The sequence below is a fragment of the Brevibacterium sp. Lmc1 genome (genome assembly GCF_057654315.1).
Map to the genome: position 1 here is coordinate 2,383,960 of NZ_CM172803.1, position 17,849 is coordinate 2,401,808.

Sequence of the window (17,849 nt, forward strand, 5' to 3'; positions counted from 1 at the left end):
CCTAAGATCGCCGACGCGGCTCCGGGCTCCTACTTGAGGAAGTCGACCGAGGCGCGGCGGACGTTGAATCCGACTCCGGTGTCGTCGGATTTGCAGGTCATGCCCTCTTCGCTGGAGGTGCAGGTCATCCCCGCCGCGGAGATCGAATCCCCGTAGCCGAGGACACGTGCCGGGCCGTTGCTCTCGGGAGCCTCGACGCAGGAGAAGCCTGAGCCTTCCTTGTTCGCCACGACGATGGAGCCCCAGTCGTCGAGCTTGCAGTCGTCGGGCTTCTCCGGTGGTGAGTACTCGTAGTCCTTGATCACGCAGCGCACTCGTTCGGAGTCGATGGTGCAGGCGATATTCCCCGACGGGGATGTGAAGGTCTCTTCGGCGACGGGAGCCTTCGAGCTGCCCGAATCGGACGGCTCGGGATCATCGGTCTGACCGATCGACGGTTCGTCCGTGGGTCCCACGGTGGTGGTGTCGTCACCCTGGGTGGAGTCCCAGACGATATAGCCGACGATGCCGAGGGCGAGGATGAGCGCGATGGCAGCGAGCACCCACAGCCACGCGGGGACCTTCTTCGTATCATTTCGCCGACCATAGGGGTCGTGCGGGCCGCCGGGATTCCCCGGTCCGCCGGGTCCTCCCGGCCCTCCCGGTCCTCCCGGTCCTCCGGGTCCTCCGGGACCGGCAGGTCCGCCCGGCGCATAGCCGGCGGCATAGGCACCGCTGTACGCGGGAGCGTGGCCCGCCTGCCCGTATCCGGGCCCCGCGGGGCGACCGGGGCCGGGCTGTGCATGATCGGGTCCCGCCGGCGACTGCACCGGCCCGGCAGCCTGCGGCTGAGATGCTGCGGCATGACCGGAAGCACCGAACTCTCCGCCCCACTGCCCCTGGTGCGGCTGAGGATCTCCCTGATGCGGGTGTGATTCGGGCTGCTGCGAATGCGGCTCGGCCCGGTGCGCGTCCGCAGGCGCCGGCTGCGAGCCGGGCAGCGGGTTCCACTGCTTCGGAGCCGAGGGAGCCTCCGCAGCGGCGATATCGTCGGAGTTCACCTTGCGCGGCGCGGCCGGCAGCCCTCCCGTCTGATATCCATCGGCGGCGGCCAGTCCGCGCAGCTCTTCGAGGCTGAGCACCTCGGTGGCATCGGTGCCGTCGGATTCGACCATCGACCGCAGCCTCTGCAGTTCTGCGGGAGTGAGTGCTTGGGTGGAGCCATCAGCGGCCGCGGACTCATCCTCGCCGATGAACAACTGGGTTGTGATCGACTCCGGAGACTCCTCGGCCGGCTTCCGACGCCCGGGGCGCGGAGGATGGTTCGGCACAGGTGGAATGCTCATGGTGTCATTTTCGCATAGTCGCTACCGGCGAGTTCTCATGCTTCGTGAGATGATGACCTCATGTCCGATGGAGTCCTCCGGCGCGCGGGAGTGCCCGCGCTTCTCGCCTGCGCTCTGCTGGTGACCGCCTGCGGCGCCGATGCCGACGACGGCACGGACGATCCCTCGGCGGCCGAGTCCGCCGGTTTCGCCGCTCCGGCACAGCAGACGAGCTTCGGTGATTTCGCAGCCCCGGCCCAGGACTCCCCCACCGGCGCCGACTCGGATTCGACTGCATCCGATCAGCCCGCCACCGAGGCGACCGGACCGGTCCACCCCGTCCCTGTCCCCGGTCTGGCGAAGGAGTTCACCGACCAGATCCCGGCAGAGACCTCGCAGGTCCTCGTCGCGACCTCGCCGACAGCCGCTTCGGAGAAGTCGAGCCTGAGCTTCTATGAGTTCACGGACAGGAAATGGAAGAAGCTCAAGACCTTCGACACCCACAACGGCTCCAAAGGATGGCTGAAGGATCGCCGCGAGGGCGATAAGACCACCCCGATCGGAGTGTTCACACTCAGCGACGCGGGCGGTTTCAAGGCGAACCCGGGCACCGACCTGCCGTACACCCAAGACAATCGTCTGCCCTCCTCGGCGACGGTGGCCTACGGGGCGGACTACGAATCGGTCTTCGACTACATCATCGCCATCGACTACAACCGCAGACCCGGCACTCCCCCGACGGACAAGACCCGACCGATGGGCTGGGACAAGGGCGGCGGAATCTGGCTGCACCTCGACCACGATTCCGGCACGAACGGCTGCGTCACCCTCGACGAGGCGGACCTCAAGTGGATCATGCGCACCATCGATCCGGACGCTCACCCGCGCATCGCTATGGGGCCGGCACCCGAAGTCAAGAAATAGCAGAGCCGAAGAAGCAGAAGAGCAGGAACCCGTGCGCCGTCTCATCCTCTCCCTCGTCCAGTCGATCAACGGATCCTTCGCCGAGAACGGCTGGTCGACCGGGGTGTCCACGGACGCCGACTTCCGGCGCTTCCTCGCCCTGCGACGCAGCGCGAATGCGATCATCGTCGACCGCCGCACCGCGCTGAATCCGCAGCTGCCCGTCATCAACGCCGCAGGCAAAACGCTGGAGCACACCCCCGTCTACGTGCTCACCGAGTCCGATCCGACGGCCCTGCAGAGCGAGCTCGACGCCCGCGGCCTCGACTATCGTGCCCAGCACTTCACAGCAGAAACGATCACCGAGGTGGCTGCCTCGCTGCCGACGGCCCCCTCCCCCGAATCGGCACCGACCGATGCGGCGGTGCTGCTGTGCGAGTCGGGTCCGAATCTCGCGTTTCGCCTGCTCGAGCATTATCCGGGCGCGGAACTGCATCTGAGCGTGAGCCCTTGCTATATCCGCACTCCCGGCAGCCACTTCTCCGGGCTCGAGGCCGAGATCGATCTGCGCCTCATCGATGTGCGCACCGAGGACGACCAGGTCTTCCTCCGCTACACCCGCGCCTGAGTCGAAGCAGTCAGCCGGCAGAGGTCCCAGCGTTCGCGTGGATCTCGGTGCTCACCCCGAAGCGATCGGGTGAGTCAAGGATCGCGGTGATACCGTCGGCCACCTCGGTGAGATGGACGGTTTCGACTCCCCCGGACAGATCATTGCGATCATCGCCGCCGATCGGAGCCATGATCCGCAGCTCGCGGAAGGCCACGCTCGTCGATTCCGCTGCGGCGACTTCGATGAGCATCTTCTGCGCGGCGCCGAAGACGCTGATCGCCCCTGACCCGGCCAGCGCTTCGACGCTGGCGACGCCGTTGAGCGCCAGGTGGACGATTCCCCGGATCGCGCTCGTCCGGTCGGTGGCCAGGGACTGCGAGATCGCACAGGCTGTGAAGTGCCCGCGCAGGTATGAGTCATAGTCCGCATCGAACTTCTCCAGACCTCGGTCGAGCACCGGTTCGTCGATGTACCACCCGCCGATGGCGGCGATGACGGCATCGACCGGCGGCAGGTCTCTGGAGGCGAGCGCCGAGGTGACCGCCTCCGGCTCGTCCACCCAGTCCGGCACAGTCACCGGTTCGTATGCCGTCTCCGTGTCCGGAGTGCGGCGGACGATGCCGGTGACTCTGTGCTGCGGACTGAGCTGCTGGGCGAGCCCGGTGCCGACGTGACCGGAGGCGCCGAAGAGGAGGATGTGCATGAGGCGAGTCTATGTCCCCTGCGTTCGGTCAGGTGAGATAGACCTTGACGCCCTGACTCTTCGTGTAGGTCATGTACCCGTGCTCGAAGTTCTGACGGATCTTGCCCGCCGAGGAGAACTGGTCCGTCTTCGGCAGTCCGAGCTTGCTGCGTTCCCAGCCGAGGGACTTCCACTTCTTGAGCATCTCGCCGCGCATCGGCTGTCCCTTCGTCGCCGACGACCACGTGATCATCCCGTTCTCGTAGTTCTGGTAGTAGGCGCTCTTGCGGTATTTGAAGGTCTTCTCATCGCTGCTGGGGTAGCCGAGGAAGCCCTTGGTGTATCCGGCGCGCTTGTACCCGTTGCGGATTCCGCCCTTGTTCAGGTGCGCCCCTGTCTTCGACGACCAGTACACGGTGCCCTTGGCGAAGCGCTGATAGGCGCCGTTCGGATTGGACAGCTTCCCTTCGAGGCTGCGGGCCTCGCCCGTCTGCGCGGAGTGCGACCGGTAGTACGTGCCGATGGCTCCCTTCACCGGATAACCACCGACATCGGACTGCATCGACTTCGCACCGGACCGGATCGATCCGAGTCGGGAGTAGAAGGCATTTCCCGGGCAGGCGGTGTAGCTCGTGTCCCGGTGGCCGGAGACCACATTGAGGCTGACCTTCCTGCCTTCGGGATACCGGCTCGTGCTTCCTCCGCCGGAGGTGAGCGTCATCTTTCCCGTCGGGTTGAAGGCGTACTGGTTGGCCTTCCACGCGATGAGCCGCTTGACCGAATTCTGGGCTGCCGTGCTCGGCGCGGACCCTGTGTAGGTGCCCAGCACGCTGATGCCGATCGTGTACGAGTTGAATCCGGAGGCGTGGGCTCCGGTCACAGACAGATCGATGCTGTCGGCACGGCCCTCGTAGATGGTTCCGTATTTGTCGACGAGGAAGTTGTACCCGAGGTCGCACCAGCCTCGTTCTTTCGTGTGGTACGCGAGGTAGCCGCGGATGATGCCCGGGGCCTGTGCCTTCGTATAGGAGTTCGATCCGGCGGTGTGGTGGATGAAGACGCCCTTCGAAGTCGACGTCTTGTCGGTGGTGCAGCGGACGAGCTTCTCGTCGGCGCCCCATTCGCGGCGGGTGACGATGTTCGCCCTCAGCTCGTGGTGGGACACCTGCGCTGTCGCCTTCTGTGCGGTGACCGAGGCGGGCTTCTTCACTGCGGCCGCGTCGGCGCCGGTGACGGGGCTTGCGACGTTGGTCACTGCGAGGTCGTTCGTGTCGGCGTTCTTCGCTGTCGCACGGATCTCCACCGAGGTGGAGTCGACCACGGGCACGGCTTCTGTCCGTCGTTCCTGAGCCGCTGCGGGGACCTGTTTGCCCTCAGCCGAGGAACGGTCAGGGCCGGCACCGTCGTCGGCCGGCAGGGTCTCCCACGAGGACCAGCCGCCGGAGTCGCGGTAGCGAAGTTCGAGACGTGGGTCGTCTCCCGTCCACTTGGCTCCGATGACATTGACTTCGGAGTCTTTGAGTTTGAGTGCTGTGACCTTTGCCGGAGTGGCCGAATACGTCTTCGTCGTCGATCCTGCGTTCCGGCTCACCTGGGGAGCGTCCGCGGAGTCCGCTGTCTTGGTCGCTGCAGGCTCCGTCGGTGTATCCGAATCGGATGATTCCTTCGTCGGCGCGGGCTGCGGCTGGCCCCCGCCGTCGAGTGACGGTGAGCCGCTGTCGCCGAGCGATGGCGCTTCGGCGGCGAGCGCGGGACCACCGGTCATCATCGACACGGTGAGCACCGCAGCCAGTGCGGGGGTGACAAGTCGGATCGGTTTCATCGGGGCTGCTTCCTCTGCAGTCTGTCCGCCTTCTGGTTATCACGGACGCCAATGGGTTCGCGTCGCCGTCGACACTGCCTTGTCGGCGCCGCAGCGTCGCAGCACTCCTGCGACACTGATGCACAGATTAATGGCATTGCCAGTTTCTGTGAAGGTGACTCGCAAGTTCTATTCAGAATTTCACCTCCTTCGGACACGGCGATGTCACACTGCCCGCTCCGACAGCCCGGCCCACTCGCGCGATACGCTGGCACTCCACATTCCCCGCGTCCCCGTCGTCGAAGGACCCATATGGCTGATCGCCGCGAACTCACTCGACTCGAGGCAGTCCTCGACGCCTTCGCCGACCGCGTTCTCCCCCGCGTCCCCGCCGGGATGCGGGAGTTCCTCGCCTTCGGAATCAAACAGGCGTGGGCGTGTCTCTTCGGTGCTCTCATGCTCTTAGCGATCATCCTCACCGCTTGGCTCTACCCCGATGATGCGGCCATCGCCCGCAACGACTTCCTCGTCATCCTCGCCGTACTCATCCAGATCGGCATGCTCGTCGCTCGCCTCGAGACCGGTCGCGAGCTCATCGTCATCATCGTCTTCCACATCGTCGGCACCGGAATGGAGATCTTCAAGACCGCCGTGGGTTCATGGAACTACGCCCCCGGCGGGGTCCTCCACATCGGCGCAGTACCGCTGTTCACCGGGTTCATGTACGCCGCCGTCGGCTCCTATATCGTCCGCGTGTACCGTCTCTTCGACTTGCGGTTCAGCCATTACCCGCCGAGGTGGCTGACCGTGATCATCGCCGCCGCCATCTACCTCAACTTCTTCACCCACCACTTCATCGTCGACCTCCGACTGCTTCTCGTCCTGGCCACCGTCATCGTCTTCTTCCGCTGCCGCATGCACTTCCATATCCATCGCAGGACACTGACGATGCCCGTGCTGCTGGCCTTCCTCCTCGTCGCCTTCTTCATCTGGGTGGCCGAGAACATCGGGACCGCGGCCGGTGCCTGGCTGTATCCGAGTCAGGACGACGGCTGGCACCTGGTGCCGCTGACGAAGCTGGTGGCCTGGTTCCTGCTCATGATGATCTCCGTCGTCCTCGTGACCTTCGTCCACAGACCCAGGCCGCCTGAGGTCCACAGACCCGAGCCTCCTGACACCTATACTTGCTGAGAACCGAAACTTCCAGGACGGCAGAAGGAGACTCATGGCGGCACCCGATGCGCAGAATGAGAAGGAATCGAGCGCATTGCTCAAGGTGCTCCGCCCAACCAGCGGTTCCAACCTGTCGGTCAGTGCTCGTGTGCTGCTGCGCGTCATCGCCGGAGTCCTCGTCCTCGCCCTCATCCTCGCCCTCGTCGGACTGTTCCTCGTCCGTCGCTCCTTCCCGACCACCGACGGCGAGATCTCGCTGCCGGGGCTCGACGCGCCGGTCACCGTCCACCGTGACGAATCGGGTGTTCCCACCATCGAGGCCGAAACCGCCCACGACCTGTTCCTGGCTCAGGGGTTCGTCCACGCTCAGGACCGGTTCTGGGAGATGGACTTCCGCCGACACGTCACCTCGGGACGACTCTCCGAACTCTTCGGCAAATCCCAGCTGGGCACCGACACCTTCATCCGCACGCTCGGCTGGCGGAAGGTCGCCGAGCAGGAGGTGAAGAAGCTCGACAAGACGAGTCTGGGCTACTACGAGGCCTACGCGGACGGCGTCAACGCCTACCTCAAGGACAAATCCCCCACCGAGCTGTCCCTCGAATACGCCGTCCTCGGCCTCGAGACCGGCAGCACCGAGGTCGAGAAATGGACCCCGGTCGACAGCCTCGCCTGGCTCAAGGCCATGGCATGGGATCTGCGATCGAACCTCGAAGACGAGATCGACCGGTCGATCCTCGGCTCGGAGCTCACCGACGAGCAGATGGGCGACCTCTATCCGGATTACCCATATGCCACGCGTCCGACGATCCTCGGCGGCAGAGCCGGCGACAAGGCACCGAAGGACCGCAGCGGCGACGACGTCGAGCAGAAGCCGCGAGTCGACGACCGTGCACGGGAGGACGATGAGGCACATGCCGGAGGCACCGTCACCGAGGCACCCCGAACAGGGAACACCGACACCGAGGCGGCCGTCCCCACCGATGATCTCCTCGAACTGCGGAATACGCTCACATCGCTGCCGCCGATGCTGGGACAGAACAGCGACGATATCGGCTCGAACTCGTGGGTGATCTCCGGGGACCACACGAACACCGGTCGACCGCTGCTGTCCAATGACCCGCACCTCGCCCCGGCGATGCCCTCGGTCTGGTACCAGGTGGGACTGCGATGCAAGAAGGTCACCGATGCCTGCCCCTTCGACGTCACCGGTTTCTCCTTCTCCGGACTGCCGGGAGTCGTCATCGGCCACAACCAGTCGATCGCCTGGGGACTGACGAACCTCGGCGCAGATGTCACCGACCTCGTCGTGGAGAAGATCCGCGACGGGAAGGTCATCCACGACGACGGAGACGAACCGCTGCAGGTGCGCAAGGAGACGATCGAGGTCGCGGGCGAGGACCCACGCGAGATCACCGTCCGCTCCACCCGCAACGGCCCACTCGTGTCGAAGCTCGACGGCACGTATCGCAAAGCACTCGATGCGACGACCGGGGCGGATTCGCAGGACCCTAAGTCGGGACCGGCCGAGGAGCACTACGGTCTCGCCCTCGATTGGACGGCTCTGCGTCCGGGTACGACCGCCTCGGCGGTGTTCGCCATCAACAAGGCCACGAATTGGCAGGAGTTCCGGCACGCGGCGTCCCTGTTCGACGTGCCCTCCCAGAACCTCGTCTACGCCGATGTCGCCGGGAACATCGGCTATCAGGCCCCCGGAATGATCCCACGCCGAGGCAAGGCCGACGGCACCGTGCCCCGACGCGGGTGGAAATCCGACGAGGATTGGCAGGGCTGGGTCGATTTCGAGGATCTCCCACACCTGTACAACCCCGAACGCGGATGGATCGTCACCGCGAACAACCCGGTCGCCGCCCCCGGTGAGACAGTGCAGCTGGGTGAGGACTTCGACTACGGAGATCGTGCCCGCCGCATCACGAAACGCATCAAGGACGCGGTCGACGAGGGCCGGAAGCTGCGGCCGATGGACATGGCCGAGATCCAGAACGACGACCAGAATCCGTTCGCCGCGAAGCTCGTACCCGAAGCGGTGAAGATCCACTCCCATGGTGACGAGGACATCCTCGAGGCGAAGAAGCTGCTGAAGAGCTGGAACGGCTTCGACTCCGCGAACAGCGCAGGCGCCGCCTACTTCAATGTGCTCACGAAGACGCTGCTCGAGCAGAACATCAGCTCGAAGCTTCCCGACGGGGTGTCCCCCGCCGGCGGTTCACGGTGGTACCTCGTGCTCTCGGAACTGCTCGAAGACCCGGATTCCCAGTGGTGGTCGAGCAAGGGCGTCGAAGGTCGGGACGAGGCTCTGCGCAAGGCCATGAAGACGGCGTGGGCGGAGACGGAGGACCTGCTGGGACCGGAGCCCGTGACGTGGCGGTGGGGAATCCTGCACCGCCTGACGATCCGCAACGCCAGCCTCGGCGAATCCGGGATCACACCGGTGGAGAAGCTGTTCAACCGCGGCCCCTATGAAGTCTCCGGCGGTTCGGGCGTCGTCCATGCCACCGGGTGGGATGCCTCGGTCGGCTACGAGACGAACTGGGTGCCGTCGATGCGCCAGACGGTCGATCTGTCGAACTTCGACGCCTCGAACTGGATCAACCTCACAGGTGCGTCGGGGCATGCCTTCCACCCGCATTACGACGATCAGACGAATGATTGGGCCGCCAATGTCAATCGACCATGGCCGTACTCGAAGGAAGCCGTGGCTGCGGCGGCAGAGGACACACTCACTCTCGAGCCGTGAGGACGGGCTTTCAGTCCTTGGGCAGGATCTTCGCTTCGAGGAAGTTCGCGACATCGTCTTCCCAGCGCACCGGGTCGATGTTCCATTCCTTCGTGTGATGGGCCTTGCCGTATGAGGGCATCGTGACCAGATCCCGTCTGACACCTGCCAGCGCATGGGAGGGGCCGGAGGGAACGAATTCGTCGTCATCGGAGTGGATGAGCAGAACCGGCACATCGAGTTCGGCTGCACGGGTCACCCAATCCATGCGATCGAGATCGAGCGGGGTCTCGAGCCCGGTGATCGGCCGTGCCCATGGCTGCGTGATCATCTCGAGCGTGAGTTTGGCGATCGGTGTCGGCAGCAGGTTCTTCTTCGCCTGACCGTCGAGCACGTTCACCCAGTCGACGACGGGTCCGTCGAGGACCAGCGAGGTGACGAACCTGCGGTTGCGTCCGCGGGAGGCCGCCTGCAGGGCGATGGCTCCGCCCATCGACCAGCCGAAGAGCACGACGTTCTTCGCTCCGTGTTCGACCGCGAAGTCGATGGCGGCGTCGACGTCGATCCATTCGGTGTCGCCGAGCCCGTAGCGAGATGTGGTCTCCACCCGCACCTCGGCGTCATTGCGGTAGGACATCGCGATCGAGGGCACCCCGAGGGTGTTGAGCACGGGAGCGGCGCGCAGTCCCTCGGCGCGGGTGCTGGCACGACCGTGGATGAGGATCGCCCAGGTGTCGTGGGGTTCCGGATGGTCGGTCGGCAGCAACCACGCGGGCAGGTCCCCGGCGTCGGAGCGGATCTCGATGTCGTCGAAATTAACTCCGGCAGCGATCGGATCAGGATAGACGACCCCGGTCCACCGTCCCCGCCAGGCCCGTCGGATATCGCCGCGGGTGACGGACAGGATCTCTCGGGAGACGGTGCGCGAGCGCGGATCGTATTCGACGATGTCGCCGACGACGGCATGTCCCGAACCCTGGTTGAAGTAGAGACCATAGGTGCCGGGCACGGTGGTCTCCTCATCAGCGGGAAGCTGAATGCGCATATTCGGCGGAAAACCGTCGATGTGCAGGATGTCGAGTTCTTCCGGGGCGTTCTCCGGAACGATGATCTTACGGGCGAAGTAGGCGGCCAGACCCGACGACGCCACAGAGATCAGGGCACCGAGTCCGGCGCCGACGCCGATTCCGGCGGCGAGCAGGCGGGCGGGGAACTTCGTGTCGCGGACCATGAAAACCTCCTGTGTTCATTGTTGCCTACGGAATGTTCAGGCACCAAACGCTGTTGTGCGGAATGAGCGAGTGTCACTCGCTGTTGCGCTCACCAGGGGCGGAGATCTTCTCCTCCTCGCCGCAATCACCGTCACTGACAGAGACCGGAGGTCACGATGACTCAGTCATCAGATATCAACGCTGGAACTTCGAGGAACGAGGGGGCCGCGGCTGAGGAGATCCGTTGGCAGGACGTGCTCACTCCCGAGGAGTTCGCGGTGCTGCGCCAGGGCGCGACCGAACGTCCTTTCACCGGTGAGTACAACGATGAGACGGCTGCCGGGATGTACCAGTGTCGGGCCTGCGGAGCCGACCTGTTCCCCTCCGATACGAAGTTCGCCTCGCACTGCGGATGGCCGTCATTCTATGCGCCTCTGGCCGAGGACCGGGTCCGCTACATCCGCGACACCTCGATGGGCATGGAACGCGTCGAGGTCCGCTGCGCGAACTGCGACTCGCATATGGGCCATGTCTTCTCGGGCGAGGGCTACGGCACTCCCACTGACCAGCGCTACTGCATCAACTCGATCTCGTTGAAGCTCAACACCGACGCTGCGGACAGCTGAGGTGGCGACGGACACTCAGAGCACCGAGGCGACCGAGCTCGCCGTGAAGACCTTCGACGAGCTCCGGCCCGCAGAGCTCTACGGAATACTGCAGCTGCGCTCCCGGGTCTTCGTCGTCGAACAGGAGTGCGTGTTCCTCGACCCCGATGGGGTGGACTCACTGCCGGAGACCCTGCACTTCTTCTACCCTCGACCGGCCACGGCGATGTCGGACACTCACGGCGCCGAGCACGGACGCGATCTCTCGCCATGGGCCTATGCCCGTCTGCTGCCGGCGGCTGTACCCGACGGACCAGCGGCCAGGCCGGGAGCACGCAGCATCAGTCGCGTCGCCACCCACCCCGACGCCCGCGGTCAGGGGTGGGGCCGCCGGTTGCTCAGCGACATCGTTCACGCCTGGTCGGCTGCCCCGCTGACGCTCAATGCCCAGTCTCACCTCGAAGGACTGTACTCGTCCCTCGGCTTCGCCCCGAACGGCCCGCGCTTCGACGAGGACGGGATCGAGCACACCCCTATGGAGCGCCCGGCAGGCTGAACGATCAGCCCTCGGCCTCGGCGGCGGCGTCGACGGAGGCGATGATCTTCTGCATCACCGCATGCAGTTCGCGGACTCCGTCGACGTCCATGCCGAGCTTGGCCATCATCGTCCCGGGAATCGCCTCGGCGGTATTGCGCAGCTCACGGCCGGTGTCGGTGAGGGTGACCTCGACGATCCGCTCGTCGCTGTCGCTGCGCGTCTTCGTCACATAGTCCAGCGCTTCGAGGCGTTTGACCAACGGGGACACAGTGGCGGGTTCGAGTCGCAGCAAGCGAGCGATCTCGCGCATCGGCAGCTTCTCGTGCTGCCACAGTGCAAGCATGACCAGATACTGCGGATGCGTCAGACTGATGGGTTCGAGCACGGAGCGATACGCGCCGATCACCCCGCGGGACGCCACCGCCAGAGCGAAGCAGATCTGACTTTCCAGCGCCAGCGGGTTGTCCAGCGGCTCCGTCGAACCCTCGGATTCCAGCATCGTGTGTCGTCGATCCTCCGCGTCGGCAATCAGGACGTGCATACTCTTCGAAGATTACTTAGTGCACTAATGGTTAGTGTACACTAAAGGTGAAACCTGCCCAGTCCTCGCCCAAACGGCACCTCGTCGATAGGATCCTCGCTATGTCGTCCGCCTCGCAGCCTTCCCCCGATGGTTCGAACCGGAAACAGGACAAGAAGCAGAAGAATTCGGCACGGAAGAAGAACCAGTATCCGGAGTCCCAGCGCGGAGTGGGCTGGCTCAACAACTTCTTCCGCAAGATCGTCGGGCCGGCGCAGGTCGACAACACTCGCCCGGGCGGATACTTCGAGGACGAGACGCTGCGGCACCAGCAGCTCGATGCCATGGGGCTGGAGATGCGCACCGACGCCAACGGCCATTCCTATGTGGTGAAGAAGGGCAGCAGGTAGCCGCCGGTCACTCCCCGACCATGCGCAGGGCCGCCGCACCGTATCGGTGCGGCGGCCCTTTCTCGCCGTCTCGTTCTCGCTGTCTCGGACCCGGCCGGGCGACCTGCTCTCTGCCTCAGTCCCGGCCGGGTCTATGACGTTCGGTCAGCGCCAGTCGGAGATGATGTCGACGAGTTCGCGACGCGGTCCGGTGTAGAACGGAACCTCTTCGCGCACATGCAGGCGCGCCTCGGTGTTGCGCAGATCCCGCATCAGGTCGACGATGCGGTGGAGCTCGGCGGCCTCGAAGGCCAGCAGCCATTCGTAGTCGCCGAGGGCGAAGGAGGCGATCGTGTTCGCCTTGATGTCCTTGTACCCGGCGGCGGCCATACCGTGGTCGCGCAGCATCTTCGCCCGTTCGGCGGGGTCGAGGAGGTACCAGTCGTAGGACCGCACGAACGGGTACACGCAGATGTAATCGCCGGGCTCGGGATCGGTCAGCAGAGCGGGCAGGTGCGCCTTGTTGAACTCCGCCGGGCGGTGGATTCCGACGACGGACCAAACGGGTTCGAGCACTCCACCGATCAGGCTGCGGCGGATCGCCGAGTACGCGGCCTGGACGACCTCGATTTCGGGGGCGTGGTACCAGAACATGACGTCGGCATCGGCGCGCAGGGCGGAGACGTCGTAGATTCCGCGCACGATCAGACCGCGTTCCTTCAGGGGCTCGAGAGCCGCATGCAGCTCATCGGCGAGTTCCTTACGGTCGGCATCGCCGAGCTCTCCGGCAGAGGCGAAGACGGAGTAGGCGATATACCGCGTCTGCTCGTTCGCTTCTTCGATCTGGGCGTCGGTGGGCTGAGTGTATTCGCTCATATCTGCTCCTTCTCTCTTCTCTTCATTCTGAAGTGTCACGGTGGTCGTCTGCGGGTCGGTTCAGTCTCTGGGCCGCGGCGTCCGCGCGGGCGATGCAGGCGGGTATGCCGACTCCCCCATAGGCGGATCCGGCGAGTTCGAGGCCGGGCAGCGACGCGATCTCTGCGTCGATGGCGGCGATGCCTCCGGCGTGGCCGGGCAGGTACTGCGGCAGTGCCGAGTTCCAGCGCTGGACCTCCGAGCCCAGCAGCTGCGATTCAGGACGGGAGGTGATCGTCTGCCAATCGGCGAAGGCTCGTTCGACGATCTCCTCATCGGAGAACCTGCTCCAGGCCTCGGGTCCGTCGCCGAAGCGTCCGATGCTCATCCGCACCAGGGCCGCCCCCGCGGGGATATGGTCGGCCGTCCACGGCCATTTGTTCGACACGAATGTCGAGGCCTTGATGAACGTGCCCTCGGTCGCGGGGACGAGGAACCCCGAACCCTGCAGCTCGACTCCCCCGAGGTCGACGAGGGCGGCGACCAAGGCGGTGGAGGCGTAGGGAATCTCGCCGAGGCGGCTCGCCGATTCCGGGGCCACCGACGTCAGGAGTCCGGCAGTCACATGCGCGGGCGTGGCGAGGACGAGTCCATCGGATTCGATGTCGTCCCCCTCGCCGCGGACGATCCATCTCTCGCCGTCCCGGTCGATCCCGGTGACACCGGCACCGAGGCGGACCGTCCCGCCGCCCCGCACGATCGCCTCGTGCAGGGCGGGGATGAGGCGGTTGATTCCGCCTTCGAAGCTCATGAACACCGGTTCCGGGTTCCGTGCCGACGCGGTCTGGGCGTCGCGGGCGGCGAGGAGCTGTGCGACGAGGTCGAGCACCGAGGTGCCTTCGACTGCGGCAGGCAGCAGCGCGGGCACCGTTTCGGCCAGGGACAGGTCCCGGCAGCGACCGGCGTAGACACCGCCGAGCAGCGGATCGACGAGTTCGTCGACGATGGCGCCGCCGAGGCGCGCGGACAGGAAGTCCCCCAGCGAGACGTCATCACCTTCGATCGGCGGGGTGATCCGTTCGGCCGCCAAGCGAGCGGCCGCCTCGGCGCCGATGAGGGATTCGACCTCTGCCGCTTCGGCGGGCACCCCCATGATCGTCCGTTTGGGAATCGCGTGCAGGTCTCCCCTGCTGAGCACCTGCGAGCTGTGCCGGGTCGAGGGGAACACCGAGTCGAGGCCGAGTTCGGCGGCTAGGCTCTTGGTCTCCGGACGCCGGTTGAGGCTCGCTTCGGCTCCCGAGTCGATGCCCACCGGCACGGCGCCATCAAGGGTGGTCGACCTCAGGCAGCCGCCGAGGCGGTCGCCTGATTCCAGCACTGTGACTTGGTGCTCGGCGGAGAGGCGATAGGCGGCGACGAGGCCGGAGATCCCTCCTCCGACGACGGTGATCCGAGTCATTCGATCAGCCGCGGCCGCCGAGGATCTCGGCCGAGACGCGGTGGACGAGGTCGACGACGCGTCCGGGCACTTCGGGGTCGGTGTCGGGCAGGACGCCGTGGCCGAGGTTGAAGACGAATCCGCGGTCGAGTTCGAGTCCCTTGCGCACGATCGCCTCGACGCGGGCGGACAGCGCTTCCCACGGAGCGAAGAGCAGGGCCGGGTCCAGGTTGCCCTGGAGTGCCTGACCGGGATTGACGCGAGTGGCGGCATCAGCCAGGTCGACGCGGAAGTCGACGCCGACGGTCGTCGATCCGGCCTGTGCCATGGAGCCGAGCAGCTCACCGGTCTGCACGCCGAAATGGATGCTGGGCACATCGTGTCCGGACAGTGCGTCGAAGACTGCGGTGGAGTGTTCGAGGACGTGGTTCTCGTAGTCCTCCCGAGCGAGGTAGCCGGCCCAGGAGTCGAAGAGCTGGAAGGCCTTGGCGCCGGCGTTCAGCTGCACGTCGATGAATGTCGCCGATATCGTCGCGAGTTTGCTCAGCAGGGCCGAGAACGCCTCTGGGTCGGAGACCATGAGCGACTTCGTCTTCTCGTGGTTCTTACTCGGCCCACCTTCGATGAGGTAGCTGGCCAGGGTGAACGGAGCACCGGCGAAGCCGATGAGTGGGGTGGCTTCGCCGAGTTCGGCGGTCACCCGCTGGATCGATTCGGTGATGTCGGGGATATCGGCGGCGTCGAGATCAGGCAGGGCGTCGATATCTGCGCGGGAGCGCACCGGGGAGGCGATGACCGGGCCGACGCCGGGAACGATCTCTACATCGACTCCGGCGGCCTGCAGCGGGACGACGATATCGGAGAAGAAGATGGCCGCGTCGACGCCGTGGCGGCGGACCGGCTGGAGGGTGATCTCGGAGACCATCTCGGGGTCGCGGCAGGCATCGAGCATCTGAGTGCCTTCGCGCAGCTTACGGTACTCAGGCAGGGAGCGGCCGGCCTGCCGCATGAACCAGACGGGAGTGTGTGAAACCGGCTCCGAACGCAGGGCAGCCAACAGGGGTGATGTCATGGGGCCATCTTCCCATTCTTCGATCGCTCATGCCCACTCGCCGGCGGTTTCAAGACGGGCCGTCTTGCCGTCTCAGCATTCGGCCGAGGACACGGTCCGACGGATTGTCCGCGGCCGCCTCGGCGTGGATGATTCCTCTGTCCCCGCGGCTGCTCTATCGTGGCAACTGTGGTCAACACCTCACCTCTCAATCGCATTCCGGCGGAGTTCTCCGCCGTGACGTCGGTGCTGCGTCAGGCGCGCAGCACGAACAACGTGTCGATTTCCGAGATTCCGGCCCCGGCCAAGCTGGCCCCGTACTCCTATGCTCTCGGCGCCGAGGTCAGCGCCGATGAGACGTTCCTGCGGGCCAGCGGCGAGACCATCGACGAACTCGCCACCGGCCGTATCGTCGTCCTCTTCGATCCCGCCGCCCCGGAGGAGTGGGAAGGCTCCTTCCGGGTCGTCTCCTATATCCGCGCCGAACTCGAACACGAACTCGGCAATGAGACGATGCTCGGGCATGTGGCATGGAGCTGGCTCGAAGATGCCCTCGATGCCAACGACTGCCAGGTGCTCGCCGCCGGCGGGACGACCACTCGGGTGCTGTCCGAGAGCTTCGGCACCTTGGCCGATCGCCCGGCCACGATAGACTTGGAGCTGCGCGCCTCGTGGACACCCGTGATTGACGAGCCGGATCTGATCGGCAATCACTTCGAGGCCTGGATCGATCTGCTCAGCACAGTCGCCGGACTGCCACCACTTCCTGAAGGAGTCACAGCCCTGCCCGGGCGCCGTCGATGACATCTGAACTACCGCTTTTGGAAACACCCGCGAACGGCATCCCCGACGTCGTCGATACCCCGGAGGACCTCTCCTCCTCGATTGCCAGTCTGGCCGCGGCCAACGGTCCGATCGCTGTCGACGCCGAACGCGCGTCCGGCATCAGATACGGACAGCGCGCCTTCCTCGTTCAGCTGCGCCGGGAGGGTGCGGGCACCTTCCTCCTCGATTCCGAGTCGCTCGGTGATCTCAGCGCCCTCAATCCGGCTCTCGGAACTGATGAGTGGGTCATCCATTCGGTAACGCAGGATCTGCCGTGCCTGCAGGAGCGCGGAATGCGCCCGGCGGCTCTGTTCGACACCGAGCTGGCCGCCAGGCTGCTCGGATGGGAGAAGTTCGGTCTGGCCGCGGTCGCCGAACGCACCCTCGGGGTGCGTCTGGCGAAGGAGCATTCGGCCGCCGATTGGTCGACGCGTCCGCTGCCGAAGGAGTGGCTGAACTATGCCGCCCTCGACGTCGAAGTGCTCCTGCCGATCCGCGACATCCTCCACCAGCAGCTTCTCGACTCGGACCGGTGGGAGTTTGCGCAGCAGGAGTTCACGCACCTGCTCGATTTCACGCCGAAGCACTTCGATGAGCCGTGGCGACGCACGCATGGACTGTCGAAGATCAGGTCCCGCCGCGACATCGCACGAGTCCGTGAGCTCTGGCAGGCCCGTGACTCCATGGCCCGTGAGGCCGATCTGGCTCCCACGAAGATCCTGCGAGATCGTGAGCTCGTCGCCCTCGCCCAATCCGGTGTGAAGTCCAGCGACGATATCTTGGCTCAGTGGCGCAGACTCTCCCGCGCCGAGGCGGCCCGACTCTTCCGTGCCTACCGCAAGGCCTCCCGTTTGGGGGCCGAAGAGCTGCCGGGACGGTCCGAGCGCGGACGGTCGAAACGCAGCGCATTCAACCCGGCGGAGCTCAAAGAGCGGGTGGCGGCGCTCAAGGCCGCGATGTCGGAGCTCTCCGAAGAGCTGACGATCCCCCACGATGTACTCCTCCAGCCGGCAATCGTGAAGTCCCTGGCCGCGGAGTCGAGCGTCGACGTCGAGGGCTACCTCGGCGAGGCGGGAGCCCGACCCTGGCAGATCGAGCTCAGTGCCCCCGCGCTGAAGAAGACCCTGGCCGGACTCCCCCAGGCCTGAACTCACGCTCAAGTCCTGCGGTTCGAGCGTCGGGCCTCCGTCGCCTCTGAGGGCATGGA

At 65.5% G+C, this 17,849-nt stretch carries 17 protein-coding genes; 9 read left to right on the forward strand and 8 right to left on the reverse strand.

The window, feature by feature from the left end:
• Positions 1 to 29 precede the first annotated feature (29 nt).
• Complete coding sequence (locus tag AC239G_RS10710) at positions 30 to 1,325, reverse strand: DUF6636 domain-containing protein (protein ID WP_216656723.1); 1,296 nt, start codon at positions 1,323 to 1,325, stop codon at positions 30 to 32.
• 60 nt (positions 1,326 to 1,385) lie between these two features.
• Between AC239G_RS10710 and AC239G_RS10715 the strand changes: the two genes are divergently transcribed.
• Together AC239G_RS10715 and AC239G_RS10720 are read left to right on the forward strand one after the other, a co-directional pair.
• The gene (locus AC239G_RS10715; protein ID WP_487488806.1) at positions 1,386 to 2,228 is read left to right on the forward strand and encodes a L,D-transpeptidase family protein; all 843 of its coding nucleotides are present in this window, start codon (positions 1,386 to 1,388) and stop codon (positions 2,226 to 2,228) included.
• A 31-nt stretch (positions 2,229 to 2,259) separates the two neighbouring features.
• Complete coding sequence (locus tag AC239G_RS10720; RefSeq protein ID WP_172169845.1) at positions 2,260 to 2,835, forward strand: hypothetical protein; 576 nt, start codon at positions 2,260 to 2,262, stop codon at positions 2,833 to 2,835.
• 10 nt (positions 2,836 to 2,845) lie between these two features.
• On the opposite strand, the gene AC239G_RS10725 is transcribed toward AC239G_RS10720, so the two are convergent.
• Together AC239G_RS10725 and AC239G_RS10730 are read right to left on the reverse strand one after the other, a co-directional pair.
• Positions 2,846 to 3,520, reverse strand: coding sequence for an NAD(P)-dependent oxidoreductase (locus tag AC239G_RS10725; protein WP_172169848.1), 675 nt, complete (start codon positions 3,518 to 3,520; stop codon positions 2,846 to 2,848).
• Between the two features lie 28 nt (positions 3,521 to 3,548).
• The gene (locus AC239G_RS10730; protein WP_139469810.1) at positions 3,549 to 5,321 is read right to left on the reverse strand and encodes an N-acetylmuramoyl-L-alanine amidase; all 1,773 of its coding nucleotides are present in this window, start codon (positions 5,319 to 5,321) and stop codon (positions 3,549 to 3,551) included.
• A 291-nt stretch (positions 5,322 to 5,612) separates the two neighbouring features.
• On the opposite strand from AC239G_RS10730, the gene AC239G_RS10735 reads away from it, so the two are divergent.
• Positions 5,613 to 6,491 carry a DUF817 domain-containing protein gene (locus AC239G_RS10735; RefSeq protein ID WP_139908175.1) on the forward strand — a complete coding sequence of 293 codons (879 nt, stop codon included), beginning with the start codon at positions 5,613 to 5,615 and terminating at the stop codon, positions 6,489 to 6,491.
• A gap of 34 nt (positions 6,492 to 6,525) precedes the next feature.
• Positions 6,526 to 9,231 carry a penicillin acylase family protein gene (locus AC239G_RS10740; RefSeq protein ID WP_487488807.1) on the forward strand — a complete coding sequence of 902 codons (2,706 nt, stop codon included), beginning with the start codon at positions 6,526 to 6,528 and terminating at the stop codon, positions 9,229 to 9,231.
• A gap of 10 nt (positions 9,232 to 9,241) precedes the next feature.
• Here AC239G_RS10740 and AC239G_RS10745 read toward each other — a convergent pair whose 3' ends face one another.
• Positions 9,242 to 10,441, reverse strand: coding sequence for an alpha/beta hydrolase family protein (locus AC239G_RS10745; protein ID WP_139469807.1), 1,200 nt, complete (start codon positions 10,439 to 10,441; stop codon positions 9,242 to 9,244).
• Positions 10,442 to 10,597: 156 nt separating this feature from the next.
• Here AC239G_RS10745 and msrB point away from each other — a divergent pair, with 156 nt between their 5' ends.
• Both msrB and AC239G_RS10755 read left to right on the forward strand, forming a co-directional pair.
• On the forward strand, positions 10,598 to 11,047 hold the full coding sequence (gene msrB, locus AC239G_RS10750; RefSeq protein ID WP_139469806.1) for a peptide-methionine (R)-S-oxide reductase MsrB: 450 nt from the start codon (positions 10,598 to 10,600) through the stop codon (positions 11,045 to 11,047).
• A gap of 1 nt (position 11,048) precedes the next feature.
• Positions 11,049 to 11,582 carry a GNAT family N-acetyltransferase gene (locus AC239G_RS10755; RefSeq protein WP_139469805.1) on the forward strand — a complete coding sequence of 178 codons (534 nt, stop codon included), beginning with the start codon at positions 11,049 to 11,051 and terminating at the stop codon, positions 11,580 to 11,582.
• Between the two features lie 4 nt (positions 11,583 to 11,586).
• On the opposite strand, the gene AC239G_RS10760 is transcribed toward AC239G_RS10755, so the two are convergent.
• On the reverse strand, positions 11,587 to 12,105 hold the full coding sequence (locus AC239G_RS10760) for a MarR family winged helix-turn-helix transcriptional regulator (protein ID WP_248284072.1): 519 nt from the start codon (positions 12,103 to 12,105) through the stop codon (positions 11,587 to 11,589).
• Between the two features lie 47 nt (positions 12,106 to 12,152).
• On the opposite strand from AC239G_RS10760, the gene AC239G_RS10765 reads away from it, so the two are divergent.
• On the forward strand, positions 12,153 to 12,494 hold the full coding sequence (locus AC239G_RS10765; protein WP_487488808.1) for a hypothetical protein: 342 nt from the start codon (positions 12,153 to 12,155) through the stop codon (positions 12,492 to 12,494).
• A gap of 144 nt (positions 12,495 to 12,638) precedes the next feature.
• On the opposite strand, the gene hemQ is transcribed toward AC239G_RS10765, so the two are convergent.
• Genes hemQ through hemE form a run of 3 tightly spaced genes read right to left on the reverse strand, consistent with a single transcriptional unit; the run spans position 12,639 to position 15,838 of the window.
• Positions 12,639 to 13,349, reverse strand: coding sequence for a hydrogen peroxide-dependent heme synthase (gene hemQ / locus AC239G_RS10770; protein WP_139908180.1), 711 nt, complete (start codon positions 13,347 to 13,349; stop codon positions 12,639 to 12,641).
• A 22-nt stretch (positions 13,350 to 13,371) separates the two neighbouring features.
• Complete coding sequence (gene hemG, locus AC239G_RS10775) at positions 13,372 to 14,787, reverse strand: protoporphyrinogen oxidase (RefSeq protein ID WP_139908181.1); 1,416 nt, start codon at positions 14,785 to 14,787, stop codon at positions 13,372 to 13,374.
• A gap of 4 nt (positions 14,788 to 14,791) precedes the next feature.
• Positions 14,792 to 15,838 carry a uroporphyrinogen decarboxylase gene (gene hemE, locus AC239G_RS10780; protein ID WP_487488809.1) on the reverse strand — a complete coding sequence of 349 codons (1,047 nt, stop codon included), beginning with the start codon at positions 15,836 to 15,838 and terminating at the stop codon, positions 14,792 to 14,794.
• Positions 15,839 to 16,006: 168 nt separating this feature from the next.
• Between hemE and AC239G_RS10785 the strand changes: the two genes are divergently transcribed.
• Both AC239G_RS10785 and AC239G_RS10790 read left to right on the forward strand, forming a co-directional pair.
• Positions 16,007 to 16,621, forward strand: coding sequence for a DUF3000 domain-containing protein (locus tag AC239G_RS10785; protein ID WP_172169860.1), 615 nt, complete (start codon positions 16,007 to 16,009; stop codon positions 16,619 to 16,621).
• Positions 16,618 to 17,790, forward strand: a complete 1,173-nt coding sequence (locus AC239G_RS10790) for an HRDC domain-containing protein (protein WP_139469800.1) — start codon at positions 16,618 to 16,620, stop codon at positions 17,788 to 17,790. Before AC239G_RS10785 ends, AC239G_RS10790 begins: the two co-directional genes overlap by 4 nt.
• The last annotated feature ends 59 nt before the right edge of the window (positions 17,791 to 17,849 follow it).

What these genes read in the sequence shown, in the direction of transcription:
- AC239G_RS10715 (WP_487488806.1), top strand. Translation starts at nt 1,386, where the DNA reads ATGTCCGATGGAGTCCTCCGGCGCGCGGGAGTGCCCGCGCTTCTCGCC.
- AC239G_RS10740 (WP_487488807.1), top strand. Translation starts at nt 6,526, where the DNA reads ATGGCGGCACCCGATGCGCAGAATGAGAAGGAATCGAGCGCATTGCTC.
- hemG (WP_139908181.1), bottom strand. Translation starts at nt 14,787, where the DNA reads ATGACTCGGATCACCGTCGTCGGAGGAGGGATCTCCGGCCTCGTCGCC.
- AC239G_RS10735 (WP_139908175.1), top strand. Translation starts at nt 5,613, where the DNA reads ATGGCTGATCGCCGCGAACTCACTCGACTCGAGGCAGTCCTCGACGCC.
- hemQ (WP_139908180.1), bottom strand. Translation starts at nt 13,349, where the DNA reads ATGAGCGAATACACTCAGCCCACCGACGCCCAGATCGAAGAAGCGAAC.
- AC239G_RS10710 (WP_216656723.1), bottom strand. Translation starts at nt 1,325, where the DNA reads ATGAGCATTCCACCTGTGCCGAACCATCCTCCGCGCCCCGGGCGTCGG.
- AC239G_RS10760 (WP_248284072.1), bottom strand. Translation starts at nt 12,105, where the DNA reads ATGCACGTCCTGATTGCCGACGCGGAGGATCGACGACACACGATGCTG.
- AC239G_RS10725 (WP_172169848.1), bottom strand. Translation starts at nt 3,520, where the DNA reads ATGCACATCCTCCTCTTCGGCGCCTCCGGTCACGTCGGCACCGGGCTC.
- hemE (WP_487488809.1), bottom strand. Translation starts at nt 15,838, where the DNA reads ATGACATCACCCCTGTTGGCTGCCCTGCGTTCGGAGCCGGTTTCACAC.
- AC239G_RS10745 (WP_139469807.1), bottom strand. Translation starts at nt 10,441, where the DNA reads ATGGTCCGCGACACGAAGTTCCCCGCCCGCCTGCTCGCCGCCGGAATC.
- AC239G_RS10730 (WP_139469810.1), bottom strand. Translation starts at nt 5,321, where the DNA reads ATGAAACCGATCCGACTTGTCACCCCCGCACTGGCTGCGGTGCTCACC.
- msrB (WP_139469806.1), top strand. Translation starts at nt 10,598, where the DNA reads ATGACTCAGTCATCAGATATCAACGCTGGAACTTCGAGGAACGAGGGG.
- AC239G_RS10790 (WP_139469800.1), top strand. Translation starts at nt 16,618, where the DNA reads ATGACATCTGAACTACCGCTTTTGGAAACACCCGCGAACGGCATCCCC.